11 protein-coding genes are annotated in these 19,133 nt (G+C 46.1%); 4 read left to right on the top strand and 7 right to left on the bottom strand.

All coding sequences use genetic code 11. From position 1 onward, the window contains the following. The 7 genes from IEX86_RS20160 to IEX86_RS20130 all read right to left on the bottom strand — a co-directional run bounded on the left by IEX86_RS20160 (window position 1) and on the right by IEX86_RS20130 (window position 8,613). Window positions 1–774 (bottom strand): ParA family protein, encoded by a 774-nt coding sequence (locus tag IEX86_RS20160; protein WP_188867942.1) that lies wholly within the window; start codon window positions 772–774, stop codon window positions 1–3. Window positions 775–1,295: 521 nt separating this feature from the next. Continuing rightward, entirely contained in the window at window positions 1,296–1,652 is a 357-nt protein-coding gene (locus IEX86_RS20155) for a hypothetical protein (RefSeq protein WP_229685429.1), read from the bottom strand. A 202-nt stretch (window positions 1,653–1,854) separates the two neighbouring features. Further along, window positions 1,855–3,225: an ATP-binding protein gene (locus tag IEX86_RS20150; RefSeq protein ID WP_229685428.1), complete on the bottom strand. Its 1,371-nt coding sequence runs from the start codon at window positions 3,223–3,225 to the stop codon at window positions 1,855–1,857. A gap of 15 nt (window positions 3,226–3,240) precedes the next feature. Further along, window positions 3,241–5,466 (bottom strand): TraM recognition domain-containing protein, encoded by a 2,226-nt coding sequence (locus IEX86_RS20145; RefSeq protein ID WP_188867940.1) that lies wholly within the window; start codon window positions 5,464–5,466, stop codon window positions 3,241–3,243. A 2-nt stretch (window positions 5,467–5,468) separates the two neighbouring features. Then, complete coding sequence (gene dnaG, locus IEX86_RS20140; RefSeq protein ID WP_188867939.1) at window positions 5,469–6,758, bottom strand: DNA primase; 1,290 nt, start codon at window positions 6,756–6,758, stop codon at window positions 5,469–5,471. 8 nt (window positions 6,759–6,766) lie between these two features. Continuing rightward, window positions 6,767–7,741: a DsbC family protein gene (locus IEX86_RS20135; protein ID WP_188867938.1), complete on the bottom strand. Its 975-nt coding sequence runs from the start codon at window positions 7,739–7,741 to the stop codon at window positions 6,767–6,769. Next, window positions 7,738–8,613 (bottom strand): secretion/conjugation apparatus DotM-related subunit, encoded by an 876-nt coding sequence (locus IEX86_RS20130; protein ID WP_229685427.1) that lies wholly within the window; start codon window positions 8,611–8,613, stop codon window positions 7,738–7,740. Before IEX86_RS20130 ends, IEX86_RS20135 begins: the two co-directional genes overlap by 4 nt. A gap of 820 nt (window positions 8,614–9,433) precedes the next feature. On the opposite strand from IEX86_RS20130, the gene IEX86_RS20125 reads away from it, so the two are divergent. The 4 genes from IEX86_RS20125 (at window position 9,434) to IEX86_RS20110 (ending at window position 18,763) form a co-directional block, all read left to right on the top strand. Continuing rightward, window positions 9,434–11,926: a type IA DNA topoisomerase gene (locus tag IEX86_RS20125; protein WP_188867936.1), complete on the top strand. Its 2,493-nt coding sequence runs from the start codon at window positions 9,434–9,436 to the stop codon at window positions 11,924–11,926. A gap of 132 nt (window positions 11,927–12,058) precedes the next feature. After that, on the top strand, window positions 12,059–12,430 hold the full coding sequence (locus tag IEX86_RS20120) for a hypothetical protein (RefSeq protein WP_188867935.1): 372 nt from the start codon (window positions 12,059–12,061) through the stop codon (window positions 12,428–12,430). A 7-nt stretch (window positions 12,431–12,437) separates the two neighbouring features. Then, the gene (locus IEX86_RS20115) at window positions 12,438–12,794 is read left to right on the top strand and encodes a hypothetical protein (protein ID WP_188867934.1); all 357 of its coding nucleotides are present in this window, start codon (window positions 12,438–12,440) and stop codon (window positions 12,792–12,794) included. A 422-nt stretch (window positions 12,795–13,216) separates the two neighbouring features. Beyond that, on the top strand, window positions 13,217–18,763 hold the full coding sequence (locus tag IEX86_RS20110; protein ID WP_188867933.1) for a helicase-like domain-containing protein: 5,547 nt from the start codon (window positions 13,217–13,219) through the stop codon (window positions 18,761–18,763). Window positions 18,764–19,133: the final 370 nt, after the last annotated feature.

Here is a 19,133-nt window from a genome sequence, read left to right as displayed (position 1 = left end):
TTATGCTCCAAAGCCGCTGTAGAGACGTTCAAAAACTGCATCACAAGCAGCTTTCATCTCTGCAGCTGCCGCTCTCTGTGCTCCACTTCTCGCTTGTTGCCATACGGCTTTGCCTTCAGCGAGAGAAGTAGAAACACAGGATCGATAAATGATTGCTTCTTCAAACATTGCATCCCCATACATCTCTCGGAGGCCAGGAAGTGCCTCGATCTCATTGCTTGAGCGACTGTTGACCAGATTAGGCAAAAAGCCCAATAGTCGAAGGTTAGGATTAACCTCTCTGATACTCTCAATAGTATTGAGAAGTTTGGGTATGCGAGCCAATGTAAATCGGCTGATATTGAAGGGCGTAACAACGGCATCTGATGCCACCAATGCCCCTAGCATACGTCTCTGTAAGTTCGGAGGTGTATCGATTATGCATAGATCGAACTGATCTGCGAAGGTAGCTAAGGCGTCTCGTGGGCCATACATAGCTTCGAGTGGCATGTCGTCGACATCAAGAATGGCGAGATCTGCTTCTATCAACCATAGATTTGGGGCAACCTGGCGAGGTATGCCTCCAACATAACTCCCGTCGAACAACTGGCTGGACTGAATGTAATTCTTTTCATCGGTCTCGGCTACCTCAGGAAAGACTTGAGAAACATCTCCTTCGTCAAAATCCACGATGAGTACTCGCTTGCCTTGCTCCGCAGCCCGTATAGCCAGATGGATATCGATGGTGGTTTTACCAACACCGCCTTTCTGATTAGAAACGCTAAGGATGTCCATGATGCCTCCTAATTGATGTTCGACGGGAGATGTATCTCTAAGGTGAACTCAAGATAATGCATGTAAACCCTTTGGTCAACCTATAAAATAGGTTTACTGCAAGTTTTCTTGGTTAGACCCTCGAATAGGCGGGGTGCTAAGAGGTAAAATGGCATTCTGAAGAAGTCGTTGAAATCTAGCTTGGTCCCCATGGACTAATGAATAGCCATCGGTAACATTCCCGCATGCGGGAACAATACCTCCGTTAGCATCATTCATTCATTTGCTATGGAAATCTCTAAAGGAACATGACAAGCGAGAAAGAAAAGCTGAGAGCTCAATTAATAGAGTTAGCTCAGCATTATCAGGGTGAGATTGTGACGTACGCCGCCCAACGAAAACCTGATCGTAATCCCTGGAAGAGGAGGCCTTCTATATTGGATAAAGCATATGAACAGGAGCTGGATAAAATGGCTAAGCAGGAGCCAGATACTAGCTCCTGATACTTCGAAGCGCTGAGACCGAGTTCCTTTTGATAATCGCTATCTCAGAATCTGAATCTCGAATGAACACTCACCGCTTTCCTCAAAGCGCTGCTTTAACTCGGGCCTCAGCACCTCTATAAAGTATTTACTATTGGACGACGCCTCATCAAGGAGTGCGTCGAGCGAATCAAAGTAGCCGTAGTCATCACCTTTCTCCCGCATTTTCTGCTGAAATGCCTCGGCTAAAATGCTTTGATCGATCTCAAGAAGCCGTCTTGCTAGGTATTGCAGACATTCGTGCTTGGTCTTAGCTGACATTAGCCCTTCGGAGATGTCTGGGTGTTTTAATACCCAGCTAGAGGAGTGCTTATCGATGTAAAAGCCGTCATAACTTGCTATTGCTTTATCTTTCATGATTCTTTTCTCCTGACGGACGTTCCTCTAATAAAGCTTCAGCAAAGCTAAAATTAAATGTATCTCAGTTTTAGTGATGCCTGATGTGCTGATAATTTCTGTATTATATATATAATACAGATTAAATATCGCACAATATAATTGCCTAGGTTATCCTTTTAGCTGATTCACAGTGGCGTGTGTAGCAACAGATTCAGTTACGCTAAGCAAAGCTCACCTGTCTAAAAGTTGCAGACTGTCCTTTCTCCAGCATTCTTACTGCACCGCTTTGCTGCGGGCGGAGATACCTGAGATCGTCGACCTTTATCTTTAACTTCCTAGCAGCATCATCCCAGTCTGATGTGGCTAAATTTAGTAGCAGCAACGTTCCAGCGTTGGTAATAAAATCGTTGCTCCAATGGGATGGAGACTGGCCCGCTTGCAAGAGCGCAAGGCCAAATTTACGCATTTCATTGACGATTCGATTTATAGGATTGCTGGGGTCTTCGTCGTTGAATTTCTTTGACTCATCTAACACGATGATTCGCCTTAATCGACCACCTGACTCACCTTTTTGCATCATTTCTCTAATGATTGAATTAAGGCGGAATCGTACAAACATCTTTAGCTCATCTTCTGATTGAGCTAATGGCTTCAGGTTGTAATGGCGAATTCTTGCGCTACCAAACGGTGGCGGATTTGGATTGAAGATACCAGTAGCATAAAGATTCTCAAGACGTGTAATGACACTCATGAGCACATCCTTGCTGTTGTACTTCATAGCCTCTTCAAGCTCACGGCCAGTTTTCAAATTATTTAGGTAATTAGTATGAGCTTCGATTGCTTTAGCCTTAGCTGCATCAAGCCTTTTCTGTAAACGCTCAATTTCTTCTTCGTTACTATCGCTCGTTTTGTTTTGCTTAGTTCGGATCTGGTTGATTGCCGCCATGGTTCGGCAATACTCATCCATCGCTGTCAGTGCTTGTTTACCTTCATCCTTGTCCTCAAGGCCTTGCCAAAGTGCTCTAAGCTTGCGCTTAGCGAAAAGAATTACATCTCCTATAGTCGGATAGACATCACGCAGCCCATTCCAATCCTTGCGATCAATAAGCGAACGAATTTCGGATTCGGTGGCTTCTCTACGAGTCCACGTGCGAGGATTATCTGCATAGATTCGCTTCATGCCATATGAGTCACTTAATAAATGCCGGAGCACCCCCTCCTGATTACCTCCTAATTTACGAGACGTTTTATTGATGGACTCGATGACGTCATTGATTGCCCGCCGTACGCCACCGTAATGAGGGTCTGAGTTCAAAACTAAAGGGTTGTATCCATAACGTGTGGCTTCGCTAAAAAGGACCGACTCCGCACCAGGTATCTCGATATCCCCATGAGCATCTAGGATGTCAATTTCCACATCATTGGGCATTCCACTCAAAAATTCACGAATCCAATGCGTTTTGCCCGCTCCAGATGTACCGGCCACACCAATATGGTGATTGGAAACAGAGTCTTCCTGCCAAAATACAGGGACTTGGTTGTTTTCTTTACGTTGCTTCCAAAAGTCATGGCCGATAAATACTTTTGTCATCAATCTCTACCTCAATTATTCGTCGTAAGCATCGTCAGGAATATCCTCATCTCCCACAGGCATTAGCTCATAAGGGTCATCGTAGCGAGGCTCATGCATATAGCCAGTACGTCCACCTGCTTCGGCTTCCTGCATTGCCTTGCGAGCTGCCTCAAAGAGCACGATTCCTCTTACTACTGGGGATGGAGGTGCACGCATAGGATCATTTTGGATATTGTTTAAGTGTGCAGCTGCATTATTTACGGCGCTAAGAATAGGATCGTCGAGATTGGGAAAGTAAGGCTTCTCTGATCGTATCAACTGGGCATATATGTAGTCCGCAGATACCAGGTCTTTTCCATCTTTCTTCTTGGCGCTCAGCGGTAATCGCTCAAAACTTGGTCTTTCAATTTGTAGGAAACGATTAATATGAGCTTTAAGTTTTACTGATTGTTTTTCATCATCAGGTATGTATAAAGATTGGCTAGGTAACACCGAATCTTTGAATATAACTAAACCCTCTCCGGCATTAAGCTTTTTTAAATCATTTAGGCTGATTTTGTCACGACGCTCAATACTTGCCGAAGTTTGCTGGGTTTGAGTTGTTGTGAAAGTTCCGGTGGTTGTTTCATGCCCTGACAATGTACTGTAATGAGCTTCCCCTCCGGCTTTTCTGATCAGCTCATATGTGTCTTCTGGATCTTCAAGAGCCAAGGTCCATTTGACCTTAGTATTAGCGATCATTGATGGGGCTTCATCAGCAGCTTCGCCGCGCTGTAAGCCTTGAATATCCTGTACAGCAGCGACCATCATAAAGCCCAAGCTTCGAGCTTGGGCGAACATAACGGCTATACCAGCAGCAAAATAATATGAGAGTTCATCATTGATGATCAGATAAGGAGTTGGAGCTGCAGTAGCTTTGTTATCAAGAACCTCGGCCTTTGTTCCTTCTAAACGATAACCCAGGTTTTGAGCCATCATCAGCCTGATTGATGCGATGTACAGTTTGCCAAGAGAGGATGCTTCCGATGCTGACTTCTCAAGCGAAGGAATCATAACAACACAAATACGGTTATTGAGCAGAACATCTAGCATGTCAATTTCAGGATATTTATCACTGAAAATGAAGCCATAGCTGTCCATCATCATGCTCAACGTACGAGCGAATTGGCCTGTCAAATAACCGTGCTGATTGAATACTTCTGGGTCCCACTTACTGGGGTCATCGGCCAAAGAAGGATTGAAGCCAGGGAGTCCTGTCTCGAAATAAGCTTTGATTGGCAGGTAAGCAAGCTCAGGTATTCTTCCCTCACGCCCTTCGATGTAGAACTGAACTAGGTTTTGTAGCGCAAGATAATGGCGGATAACTCCAATAGAAATATCCAACTCACCTTTTGCTCGCTTGTAGCATAGGGTTCGTAAGAGCGCATCAATCATGTTCAGCGCTTTTTGTTGCCAACCTGCTCCGTCACCTGATGCCTGAGGCAACAATGAGGCCATTAACTGCAGTAAAAAATCAGCAGCCCCTTCGGCATAAGGGTTCATTGAATTCGATTGGGGTAATGAAACTGAGTCCCTAAAAATACCGGCTTCAGCCTCAACCATGCGCCTGAAGGGGTCTTCTCCGCCTAATAAGTAATTCAGCATCAGGAAGTCATCTTCCCGCCCTAAACGTCGACACATAGACCATAAGCAAAAGGCTAGATTGGAGTCGGCTTTCCCATCTCCATACGTAGCTCCAGATCCCCAGCATAAGGCATTGAAGACAAGTGCCATTAAGGTTTCACTTTTACCGCTTCCCGTGGTGCCGCCCAACCATAGGTGGGTACGAGCATCAGAGTTTGTAAGCCACAGCTCGCGCCCTTTCTCATGGTCGTCAGGGGTCCGCAGATAACCTAAATACAGAATTCCACCGGCAGCTAATAATCGTCTGAAAGTTCGATTTCTACTCGCTAACCCTCCGAGCACCTTTTCTACAAAGCGCTCTTCTACAAAGTCCGTACGGTCCAGGCCTCCGATATCTTTAGGCATACGTAATGGCATCTTGAACTTCTGATCTTGGAAGTTCATAACCAGCTGTAAAAGAATTAGACTCCATAGCGGCCATAACACCGGCAGATACAGCTGCAAAGCGATGGATAAGATCAGGAATTTCCTGAAATTAGTGGGGCGGTTGAGTGCTGTGAAGAATTTTTGCCCAGTTGTACGCGTGTCTCGCGTAAGCTTTTCAAAATCTATTTCATGATTCGGATTCACTGCCATTTTTAATTCCCCACTTGTAGCTTGAAGCCTATTAAGTCTTCAAAGTGGCTTTGTAGTGCGCTCTTGAAAGTAGGGGCCTGCTTTATTCGGGCGAGTATTTCCTTGGCTTTAGTCGCGGCTTCTACCTGGGTTTCTGGTACAGACCTATCTAGGTTCTTGGTGATGTAGCTCGCCATGAAAGAACTCAATGGGATGGCTTCCTTGATGAGCGTATTCCATGCATCAAGGCCATTGGCTCTAATGAAACTATCAGGGTCCTCACCTTCAGGAAGAAACACGAACTTCGCTGATTTTGAATCTGGCAATGTTTCAAGAGTTAGAAGTGCCGCTTGTAAGCCTGCTTGCCGACCGGCCTTATCACCATCAAATGCAAACACTAGCGTGTCGATATGCGGTAGAAGCCTGTCTAGCTGTTGACTTGTAAATGCTGTACCCATCGGAGCGACCGCCTTATTTTCTCCTGCCTGATGTAAACCCATAACGTCGAAGTAGCCTTCGACAATAACAGCCAAACGAGCCGCTCGAATGGCAGGCTTAGCCCGATGCAGGGCAAATAGCTCACGGCATTTATGGAACAGATCCGTTTCAGGGGAGTTGATATATTTAGAAGTTCGGTCGGGCTTTTCGACTAAAGAACGACCTGCAAAACCAATAAGGTTTCCGACCTCGTTGCGAATCGGGATCATGATCCTATGTCGAAATCGATCAAATACAGTCTTGTCGTCACGCTCACAAGCAAGGCCTGACTCAACCAGGGCAACATGTGGAGTCGATGTCATATACGACACTACTCCAGTAGCAACGACTCCAAGACCGAATTCTTGGATTGTCTGTGAAGATAGACCTCGATTCTGCTCAAGATAACGGCGGGCAGCTGCGCTCTTATCTAGCCCACGGATGTAAATTCTTTCTGCTGTTTTTAGTGCTTGGTACAACGAGGCAAGGTGTTGCCGCCGTTCAATATTCTCTTCACGGCTTCCTATCGTAGCTGGAAGCTCCATGCCGGCCAGAGTTGATAATTGGATAACGGCATCATGAAAGGTAAGATTGTGGTGCGACATCATCCACTGGATGGCGTCACCACGGGCTGGACAGCCATAGCATTTATACAGGTTTTTCTCTGTAGAGATGTTGAACGATGGAGTTTTCTCATCGTGAAATGGGCAGCAGCCAACATAGCGGTTTGCACCGGATCGTTTAAGTTTTACCGTTTTACCAATGAGTTCGACCAGGTTGACTCGCTCACGAACATCATCCAAAAAATCAGTACTGAATTCGATATATCGGGCCATGTGATCCCTCACTTAGCTTGCGAGGCTTGATTCATCCACTGATCAATGGATGAAGCTTTGTTAGGTAAGGAAAGTGGTGTCTGCTCCCCTGCTTCATTGACTATTGTTGGTGTACCCAAGAAATTCATGTGACGGAAGACCAGATCGTTTGCCTTAATTGCCGCTGATCCCTCATCACATTCTTCGGTTTCCAGGTCATCTCCCTTAACAATTTTCTTCCATAAAGCCGCACGTTCTTCTGGTTTGGCACACAGCATTTTTGCTGCTCTATGGGTAGATGATTCCCCACCTATTACTGAAACGGGGAATAAGTGAATGGTGTAATCGCGAGCAAGCTGGTCGAGTTCAGGCTCAAGATCACGGCAATGCGGGCACGATGGGTCGCTGAAGACGTAAAGGACTCCTTTAGTACCACTCGATATCTGCACGCTATATTTGCCAGCCTTTATGCCAGCCGTTACTGCCTTAGAGAGTTCAGCTGGATCAGCTTGATTAGGTAATTGAATACCATTAGCTTGGGGTAAGGCTGTGCTGGGAATATAGGCCTGTGAGGGTCGTGGGGATGACGAACCCATGACGATTGGTTGATTATTAAGAGATTGAGAGGCAGCAGGAGATGGCAAATTTAATGCTCTAGTTGCAGCCATATTCAATGCCAATACGAACACACCTGCTACGAGTGGTCCTCCTATCCACTTCACAGCCCCTTTACCAAATCCCTCAAGGCGCTGAGTTGATGCATAACGATTCATAGCACTTCGGACATTACTGCATGCGGTGATGGCAAGAGCTTCATTTGGGAAGCTCTCCAAAACGCAGGCGTCTGAAGAATTACTGTATCGGTAATAGAGCGAGTTATCACTCCTGAATACCGACACACCTTGGTCCAAGCGAATAATGTTAGATCTATGAGATTCACCAGTAGTACCAAATGAAACAAAGAGAGATTTGCCAAAGGGCTTGATAACGTCGTTGTTTTTCATTGGTGCTCCTGAGCTTTCAATGGTGCTAGCAATCCGGTTTTGATCAGGTACTTTTCAATGCCAACAATCGCATCGTCGATGTATGGCTCTGTAAGCTCGTAACCATTGTCTGCGGCGAACTCTTCCCAAAGGCTTTGAGTAAACACGGCAGATGATTCAAGAAATGGGGCCTTCCGGCCTGTAGTGTTTAAGGCATACCAAAGACCTCGATCCATTCCCTTCAACCAACGAAAGTGAGATGACGGAAGCTTTCCCGTGCGCTGTGCCTTTTTGTGCATGCTATGCAGTAGGGTACGGACATAGGGATGCTTTTTGATCCAGATCGCTACGTCTGGATGCTTGGCATAGACCTCAAAGGTTCTGTCTGTGATGGCAAGATTTGGATAGCCTGGCTTTCCTTCCCATGAATGGGTATGACAGGAGTAATTAAGGCCGTCTAATAGCTCTTGGGCTTTCTTGAGGTCCTTTCCATCTGAAAGGACACGTGTGGCCATGATTGCGAACAGAGCTTTTTCATGCGGTTTCAGGTCTGCCAAGGACGTTATTCGTTTTCCAAGCTCTGCTTTCAACAAGTCACGGCACCGAGTCTTGTCGAGTCGGCCATTCACAATGAGCCCATTCTCAGCAACCCACTCCTCAGGGTTTTTAGATGAGCGATGCTCTGGAGGATCTACGTTCAGAAGCAGCGTGTCAGGATCACCGTAATAAAGGCTTGGAATAATGGCCGGAGAATGCTTGGCCATTATCCAGGGAAGCGTTCGAACAGTTATCACCCTACGGGTTTTATTTGCTGGATGCTGGGTCGCTTTTTTTATGCCTACTACAGCAATTAGCAATGGAATCCAGATATATAGGTATGCAGCTTTGTTCATGACAGAGAGCAGCTGGCTGAAACTGACTAGATGAGGGTTTGAAGCGAGCCAAACTGTCTCTTGACGCCAAATATGGATTGCATTTGGCATGAAACTTTGATCAAAAGGAGCGAGTAAATACCAGGTCCATAGAAGGGCATAATAAGTTATCGATGTGTGATAGGTGCTCCAGATCATGTAAGCACCAACGCATGCAAGGATGGTTACACCGATATAGACGATACCCATGTCATCTGACTTAGGAGATGTCGAACTACTCATGGTCAACCTCAGAATCTAAGCGAGTTCTTATAAACTCGCTGAATGTATGGGTACTTGAATTCTGGAGTTCGTGAGTGGTAGTGCCCTACGCCATCCCAGAAACTTCCCTTAGCGCGATTGATTTCAGAGCGAAGAATGTAAGCGGCACTTCGAACGGACCAGCAGAAATCATTCGTAAGCATGTCTCGGGTGACACCGAAGTTTTTCTGCAACTCATCAGCCCAAACATCGTTTATCTGCATAGGTCCGTGATCAATCGTCCCATTTGACTTGTTTTTACTTAGCGTTCCGATTTTTCCACCCTCTGTAAGCCAAACCGCTATCAGGCCTCTAAGGGGGATGGAGTACTCCACTGCAGCCTGAACCATGCAGGCAGGAACAGGAGGTAGATCAGCAGCAATAAGAAGCATTGTTCAATTTCCTCGAAAGGTTTCAATGCCAGTTGAGATTTTGTATGGTATATATTCTACGGAAATGGATCAAGCAAGACTTTTCAAGATAGGCGCTTATAGACGTGGCTTCTTGATCTGTACTTCACATACTTTACAGAGCGATGTAGATGAAAAAAATACTATGGGTTGCCGAAAAGAAGAGCCAAATAACAGAAGCGATACTGCCTTGTTTGAATACTCAGATCTCGGAGAGCAGTTCTGGGTACATTCGAGCCGGCGAGCATGAGTTCATTTATCTAAATGGACACGCTTTCGAGTTGGCTCCACCGGATGAATATCTTCCAGATAACGTGCCGACCGGCAGCTCCGGTCGCAAGCTATGGAGGAAAGAGGATTTGCCAATTATCCCTACGGCTTGGCAGCTGGTTCCAAAAGCGACCAAGAAAGCCTGTCTTGCGAAGCTCAAGCAGTGTCTTGCTAATTGTGATGTTATCTATCATGTGGGCGATCCTGACGCAGAAGGCCAAACGCTTGTCGATGAAGCATTGGAGTTCTACCGCAATCGAAAGCCTGTCAAACGGGTATTGATCAATGATTACAACCAGAGTGAGGTTCAGAAAGCACTAGCCAACATTCGTGATAATCATGAGGCAATGTTTAGGGGCTGGTATCTCTGGGGAACAGCTCGTGGCCGATATGATTGGCTTCTGGGTATGAACGCCACAAGAGCCATGACACTCAGAGGCCGAGAGTTAGGCATGAATAGGGTTCTACCAGTTGGCAGCGTCAAGTCACCACTTACCTACGTTGTGCGGGAGCGAGATCGGATCATCGAGGATTTCAAGCCGCAGCCCTTCTTTTCAGTCACTGCCCAGTTCAAGCATAGAAATGGAGTGTATCAGGCCACTTGGAAGCCTAAGCCAGATCAACCAGGAATGGATTCAGAAGGACGTCTGATAGACGAAGCAATCGCAGTCGATATTACGAAACGAGTTGTATCCGCTGACGCAGCTATTACAAGCTTCATGCAAGAGCCTAAAAAACAAAAGCCCCCCCTCCCCTTAGCAATGGATGAACTTCAAATAGAGGGTTTCAGCCGCTATGGTTATACCAGTCAGCAAGTTCTTGATGCTGCACAAAAGCTGTATGAAGCATACAAAGTTACAACCTATCCACGTTCTGATAATCGCTATCTATCCGAATCACACCATGAAAAGGCCCCAGCTGTCGTAGCAGCTATTCTTAAGCTAAGGCCAGACTTAGCATATCTGCGAGACGTCATTGACACGAGCCGTAAATCAAGCGCCTTTGATGATAAAAAGATGAAGACGCCTAAGGGCGAGCCAACACCTCATCATGGGATAGTTCCAACTGCACCCGAAGTTGATGTAAATGTGGCCGCATGGACGGAGGTTGAGCGTAACGTCTATGACCTTATCGTTCGTTCCTATCTTGTACAGTTTGCCGCGCCTTACGAGTATCTGCACACCACAGTTGAAACATCAGCTGCAAGTGAAGTTTTTAATGCAACTGGCAAGGTTCAGATTGCAGCCGGCTGGAAGCAGATCATCGCAGACACAGCTCCAGACGATGAGTCTTCAAGTGAAGAAGCTGATGTTAATGACTCGCAGGCCCTTCCATCAATGGAGACTGGGGATGCAGTAGCGTGCCTAAGTTGCGATAAGCACGCACGTAAAACTACTCCACCTGCCAGGTTCGACGAGAAGCTACTACTTGAGGCGATGAAGAATCTACACAAGTATGTCCATGATGAAACTGCGAAAAATCGTCTAAAGGAAGGTGATGGTATCGGGACAACGGCGACTCGTGGACCCACAATTGCCGAAATGCGTAGCAAGGGCGTGCTAGTACCTGTGAAACCAGGATCAAAGAAGTTGATGACTTCAGTGGAAGCGAGAGCTGCCATAGACGCTCTTACGATGGATGTAAAAGATCCAGCTCAGGCCGGTTTTTTTAAGTCACAGCTTGATCAAGTAGCTAACCGAGAACTCGCGTTTGAGACGTTCATGGAACGCACCGAGCAATATGTTACTGATGTGGTCAGGAATGCATTGACTGCTTCAATGGCTGTACCTGAGTCAGCTACCCCGATATGTGTTTGCCCCTTATGCAAAGGCAATATGAAACGTAGCGATAAAGCTCATAGTTGTGAAGATTGTGACTTCAAACTTTGGCATGTAGTAGCGGGTCGTCCACTTTCGGATAATGAGATTTTACAGTTACTAGGCAAAGGGGAAACCGGCCTCTTAAAGGGTTTCGATAGTCGGACCACAGGGAAAAAATTCTCTGCAAAACTTAAGTTGAACAAACAAAGCAGAAAAGTTGAATTTGAGTTTGAGGCTAAGCCAAACATAGCTGTCGATCATGACTCACAGTTCAATGCGATCTGTCCCAGATGCTCTTCTCCTGTCACCGTCAAGGGTGCTGTCTACGCATGTAGCGGTTGTGACTTCAAAGTCTGGGGTGAAATAGCCTCTCGAAAACTTGCTATATCTGAGGCTCAAGAGTTGATCAACACAGGCATGACTGCTGCTTTTCTTACAGGGTTCAAAAGCAAGCAAAAGAAGCCTTTTACCGCAAGACTCCGTTTGGATAAGACCAGTGGCCGGGTAAATTTTGAGTTCGAAAACAAGAGCTGATAGGGGCATTTATGCTTAGAAAAACAAATAGCTCAATCAAACGCGGCGCAAAGGATTGTAGGGTTGGGCTCAATGCAATAACGGCTGCATGGAGAGATGCTAACTCAAATTTACAGAGTAGAAGGTCTTTGCATGAAGCTCTATAGCGCAGCTGGCCTGTTGCTAGGATTTGGCTTACTTTTAGGCTGTGAGAAATCCCCTCCCCAAAGTGCAGACGGGCTACAAAGAGAGGCTTTACAAAGTCTCACGACAAGCTTTTACCGAGTTTCAGAAGGTACGGAAACGTGGTACGAGATGTCAATTTCGGTGGACGGTAGCGCAAGCTTTCGAATGCCTGTCTTTTTTATGACACAAGGCCAGCCAGTGCATGTAAGTAATGAGCAAGCAAAGAAGCTACTTGACCATTGGCTTAAAGAGCGTGCTCGTATGACGGCCTCATTTGCATCATTTAGCTACGAGCAAGGCCAACGCAGGCCTTTTCTCTCAATCGATCCCAATAAATAGGAATGTTATGCGTTTTGCTAACCTTGAAGCCGTTCCAGCCTATTTTGCCAAAAATTCAAATGGTGACTCAGTACCTTTCATTGTGACTGTGATGTTTCAAGACCAACACGGCCATCATCGCATTACTCCTGCAATAGAAAACTCAATAAATAGAACCATTGAGATTACCGGACGGGAGGGGTTAGCTATCGCATCTATAGCCCTTGGTGAGAACATTGAGTCTAAGGTTCCTGAGTGTATTGATAGAGCCATGCATATAGACGGCGCAATAGTACTGTTTAGATGTCAGACTGGTGAACTTTGCGAAAAGGTCATGCAACTGATCAATGTCTCTTATCAAATAAGCATGGTACGAGAAGACTAACTTAATTAAGTAATTGCGTAATTACGTATATGAGAAATACTTTTCTGAACTTGATAGCACCTAGACCTAAGGGTGGACGTAATGGCAATGAAAATAGTCGGATTAGGGGCCTGCCTAACAGCAGCAATATATATATTCTTTTTGATAACAAACTACCTTTCCAAAGGCACATTAGAAGGCGAATCGATTCTGGTAGCTTTGATATACGGCTCCCTAGGTGTCATGTTGCTACGTAGAACATTAAAGAAGGTCAAATGAGAGCTGTATAGGGAAATCCTTAATCGCCCAATTCATCTCAGTTCTAAATGCCTTATTTGAAATAAGGCAAAAAGCTGTTGCGTCATAGAGTTTAGCCGCTAATCTTTGCCCAAATGCCTTATTTTGTATAATGCATATAATACGGATAGCGAGGAGAAGCGGTGATGCCAAAAAAACGGCGTCCTGATCCTAACCAGGATCAGATGGCATTCGATTTCAACTTCAATGAGACTGTTGAAGCGATTGAACGTCTGCAAACTGAGATTAATATTGAGGAGTACGAAGGAGAAATCGCTCATGATAATCGGACAACAACAGCCATTGGAAATAGCAGCCAAACAACTCAAGGCTTCGACCCTTCGAGCCGTTCGCAAGTCCCCATCATTCAACCATCACGGATGGAAGATACTGGATCGTTGGGCATTCAACAGTCCAGAACAGTTGAGAAAGCTGGAGCAGGAGGGAGAAGTGATCCTTTTGGGCCGTCTGCTAGAGCAACAGATGCTGGAACAGCAGATCCTCAACGAGACGATCCAGTTGCGTCGACAAGGAATGACCGAGCACGAGATACTGGCCATCAACGAAGTGAATACCGAGCTTTAGATTATGTAATTACGGATTTGGACAGGTTGGGAGAAGGCGGAGCCAAGGCAAAATGCCAAGATAACCTGGCTGCAATACGTCTTCTACATACATTACGAGAGGAAAACCGCAGTGCAACACTCGATGAGCAACGGTCTCTGGTACGGTATGTTGGATGGGGTGGCTTGCCACAAGCCTTCGATCATCTCAATCAAGATTGGCGTAATGAGTACTTCGAGCTTTCAAGCCTTCTCAGTAAAGAGGAGTACGAGCGAGCCAGGCGCTCAACTCAAGATGCTCATTACACATCATCAGTAGTAACAAATGGGATCTACAAGGGGCTTGAGCGCCTTGGTTTTCCAGGCGGGAAAGTATTTGAGCCTTCCAGCGGCATTGGCAATTTCATCGGGCTTATGCCTGCCACTATGCGGGTCAACTCGCATTTCACAGCGGTTGAACTAGACCCAATAACGGCTGAAATAGGCCGTCACCTCTACCCTTCTGCTACATGTATTAATCGTGGACTGCAGGATGTAGTAATTCCCCAAGGCCATTTTGATGCCGTAGTCGGGAATCCCCCTTTTGGAAACCAGAGCCTTTACGACCCGTACAATAAAGATCTCAGCACCTTTTCTATACACAACTACTTCTTGGCCAAGTCAGTTAATTCATTGCGCGAAAATGGACTTCTAGCTGTAGTTGTTAGTAGATATTTTCTTGACGCCAATAACTCGGCACCGCGCGAGTATATAGCTGATAGAGCACATTTCCTTGGGGCTATTCGTTTACCGAATACTGCTTTTAAGAAAAATGCACTTACTGAAGTAACGACCGATATCGTTTTTCTTGCCAAAGCTAAATCCGGCGAGCAGACAGATAGAGCATGGGTTAACGTAGGTGAAGTAGCGGATCAGGAGACAGGGCAGCCTATAACGATCAATCAATACTACATCGATAATCCAGGCCAGATGGCCGGCAGAATGGCTATCACCAGCAAAATGCATCGTGATACCGCTGATCTAGTGGCGGAGCCGGGTATTGATTTAAGTAATGCCATTGAAACCCGTTTGGCTGTACTTCCAATCAATCTCTATCAAGCAAACCTTTTGAATGATGAAGCCTTACCACAAAGTATTAGGGAGGACCTTGTACTTCCTGACACATTGAAGATCGGCTCCTACTTTGTTCATCCCAATGGGCAGCTTGCTCGTAGACTTCCAGACATTCTCGACAAGCATGACTATCAGATGGTCACGCCCAAAAATGAGACGGCTGGAAAACGTATTGTTGGGATGATTGAAATCAGGGACGCACTTCGAGACCTGATGTCTGCGGAGCAAAGAGAGTCCAGCACGGATATAGACCTTCAGACCAAGCGCAATACACTTAATAAGGTTTACGATAAATTCATCCATAATTATGGACACATCAGCAATCAGGCAAACCGTTTGGCCATGTCTGATGATCCACAATTTCCTCTTATACATGCCCTTGAAAGTGATTATGACAAGGGCGTGACCTTTGAAATGGCTCGTAAAAATGGTGTCGAGCGCAGGGCTCCAAGCGCTAGCAAAGCGGCTATTTTTAATCAACGCGTGATGAGTGCTAAACGCACTGTTGAGCATGTTGAAACAGCCAAAGATGCGCTTGTTGTATCGATGAATGAGTGTGGCCGAATCGATATACCTAGGATGGTACAACTCTCCGGTAAGCCAGAAGAAGAGTTGATTAAAGATTTAGAAGGTTTGATCTATCACAGCCCTACCCGTAATGAGTGGGAAACGGCAGACCAATATCTGACTGGCAATGTCAAAGGTAAATTGAGAGCGGCTGAGGAAGCTTCAGAGCAAAACCCACGCTATCGTGAAAACGTGGTGGCTCTGAGAGCCGTTCAACCAGCAGATATTGATGCAGTCGATATTTCTATTCAACTAGGCTCTACGTGGGTGCCTGACAAGGTTGTCAACGAGTTCGTTGGCCACCTGTTAGATGACGTAGACCGGCGCATATCTTATCAACCGGCATTGGGCAAGTGGCTCGTCAATATTTCAGATGGCGATAGAACTACTTGCACAGTTACGTGGGGCACAGAGGACTATCCAGCTAATAAACTCATTGATGCCGTGCTTACCAATAAGCCAATCCAAGTAAAAGTAGAAGTTGGTAAGGATGAAAACGGTAACAAGATATACCGGGTGGATGAGTCGAAGACTGCTGCAGCCAATCAGAAGGCTGACGAAATCAAGCAAGCTTTTCTAGATTGGGTATGGGAGGACAAAACCCGTAGGGAGACTTTGGCCAATATCTATAACGAACGATTCAATACGAACATTCCTGCCCGATATGACGGCTCACACCTGACACTACCAGGTGCCTCACTAGGAATAACGCTTCGCCCCCACCAAAAAGATGCCATATGGAGGGGTATTCAGGACGGTACGGCCCTACTTGACCATGTTGTTGGAGCAGGCAAAACCCTTGCCTGTGTAGGCACAATCATGGAAAGCAGGCGCATGGGTTTGCTCAACAAGCCAATGGTTGTTGTTCCCAATCACCTCCTCTTGCAATGGAAGGACGAATTTTATTCGCTTTACCCAAACGCCAACATTCTTGTTGCCGAAAAGAGCGACTTCAAAAAAGAAAACCGAGAGCGTCTTTTCAGCCGCATCGCAACAGGAGATTGGGATGCTGTAATTGTGGCTCATAGCTCGTTTAAAAAAATTGGAATGCCAAATGAGACACTGAAGCAGATCCTGGATGAGCAGATTGAAGACCTTACAGATGCTATCCAACAACTCAAATCACAGTTAGGCGACCGCCTAACAATCAAAGAGATGGAAAAGGCTCGTGAGCGTATGCGCGAGCGGCTGGAACGACAGGCTGATACAGGAGCAAAAGACCAGGCGGTGAGCTTTGCTGATTTAGGTGTTGATGCATTGTTTGTCGACGAGGCTCATGAGTTCAAAAATCTCTGGATAACCACATCTCTTTCTAGGATATCGGGCCTTGGAAATCTGGCTGGATCAGAAAAGGCGTTCGACTTGTTTGTTAAGTGTCGCTACTTGCAGCAGAACCATGATGGCCGAGGTGTCTTTTTTGCGACTGGCACACCAATCAGCAACACGATAGCTGAACTCTATACCATGCAGCGCTTTCTGCAGTACGACGATATGAAGGTAAGAGGCATTGTCCATTTTGACTCTTGGGCGAGCACATTTGGCCAAGTTGTAACTGGATGGGAGTTAGATGCAACGGGCGTGAATTACAAGCTTAACTCGCGGTTCTCTAAGTTTCAGAACGTACCCGAACTTACCAGCATGTATAGAACATTCGCTGATGTGATTACCACGTCAGATTTGCAAAGACAGGCGGAAGAAATGGGTATGCGCTTTCCGTTGCCCAAGCTAAAAGGAGGAAAGCCAGAAAATGTCATCGTCGAGCGGTCGCACATACAAGCGCAGTTCATGGGCGTTCAGAACGTTCGGTTGGATGATAGTGGCAATCCATACTTGAGAAGCGACGGTTCTGCAATCAAGGAATGGAATAGAGGGTCCATTATTCATCGGATGGAGAATTTACCCAAAGATCCAAGCTTGGATAATCCGTTGAAAATCACCAACGACGCAAGAAAAGCTGGGCTCGATTATCGGCTTATCGAACCAGGAGCCCCAGACTTTGAAGGCAGCAAGATCAATGTAGCGGTTCAGAATATACACCGTATCTGGCAAGCCTGGTCTGAGGATAAAGGAGCGCAATTGGTCTTTTGCGATTTATCAACGCCAAAACTGGGTAAAAAGACGGTTTCAACTCTTCCCAGTAGTGAAGTAGATGACACGGATGATGATTTGCCAGCAATCAGCATGGATGACCTATTGGCGAGTGGATCAAAGTTTAGTGTTTATGATGATATCAAGAAGAAGCTAGTGGCTCTTGGTCATCCAGAGCACCAAGTCCGATTTATCCATGAGGCTCAAACAGATTTACAAAAAGCCAAACTGTTCGATGAGGTCAATCGCGGTGAGGTGCGTGTACTCATAGGGTCTACAGCCAAGATGGGCGCAGGCATGAATGTCCAGAAACGTCTAGTAGCCCTGCATCATCTCGATGCCCCCTGGCGGCCAAGTGATCTTAAACAGCGTGAGGGCCGGATTGAGCGACAAGGAAATCTATTCTACGCACGAGATCCTGAAAACTTTGAGATCGAGATCTTTCGGTATGCAACAAAGCAGACCTATGACTCGCGCATGTGGCAGACGATTGAATATAAGGCTGCTGGCATTGAGCAGTTCAGAAAGGGGGATAGCCTCCAGAGGGTTATAGATGACGTGGCAAGCGAGGCAGCAAATGCGGCAGAGATGAAAGCAGCCGCAACAGGAAATCCTCTTATCTTTCTGCAGGTGCAGCTAAGCGCTGAACTCAAGAAATTGGAGGCCGTGTATTCAAACTTCAAACGTAATCAATATAGGCTTGAGAGCCGAATCGACTGGCTGGCCGATACTGATAAGAGAGCTGATAGAGCTATTGGTAGACTCAATAAAGAAATCGAGCGGCGCGAGCCGGCTATGCCTACTGGGTTCCGATTTGAAGTGAATGGCAGGATCTTTAACGAGGATAAGAAAGAGGCTTTGTTGGGTGAAATTGGCTACGCGATGAAAAAGGCTGCTGAAGATAAAAGCGCATCGACGGAAAAACCAACAATCTTCGAAGTAGGTAAATATCGTGGCTTTGATATTTCCGTATCTAATTTGCGGGGTAACTTACAATTCAGCGTCTCAGGATCAAGTACATATCAACCTGAAAACCTGCGGTACTGGCCAGATGATAAATTCAGTCTGAGCGGATTCATTAACCGGACAGACAATTTCCTTGATCAGTTTGAACATTGGCGAGATCAGGCTAACAAGACTCGCGATAAGGAACTCAGGGAGCTTGAAAAAGCCAAGCTTGAAAAGGAACGACCATTTTCCCAAATGGAACGCTTAGAGTATCTACGGCAGGATGTCAGGGACGTCATGACGGAGCTTAAACTGATGCAAGCTGATGATGATTACGTATCACAGTGGAAGCCCAGATCTAGAGAAACGGATCAACAGGCTACACCGCTTGAACGAACCAAAGTAAGAGCATAAGAAATTCCCGCATGCGGGACTGCGCCAATGCCGTCATATCAGGCACTATGACGGCATCTTTGGCTTGTGGGCTGAAAGATTTAAAGGGTCAGGATCACTCATGAGACATTCTGAAATGTGGTAAACCTTTTCACCCGTAGGTCTTCTTATGTCGTCGAGAACTATTGCCACTGCCCACTCACGACACTCTAAATCACCACAATCAAGCACACAGTCATCAGGCACGACTCCGCTACCTGAAGTCAGCTTTATAAGATACGGAGGTTCGGTCTTATCGTATTGAACCTGAACAACATCACCTATAACCCTTCGCTTACTCATGGCATAGCACTCTCTTTTGCTTGGACACTGACGCGCTACGCTTGTCGGC

Source organism: Pseudomonas asuensis (assembly GCF_014646755.1).
In the GTDB taxonomy this organism is placed as follows: domain Bacteria; phylum Pseudomonadota; class Gammaproteobacteria; order Pseudomonadales; family Pseudomonadaceae; genus Chryseomonas; species Chryseomonas asuensis.
This window is presented reverse-complemented; position numbering and strand designations above follow the sequence as displayed.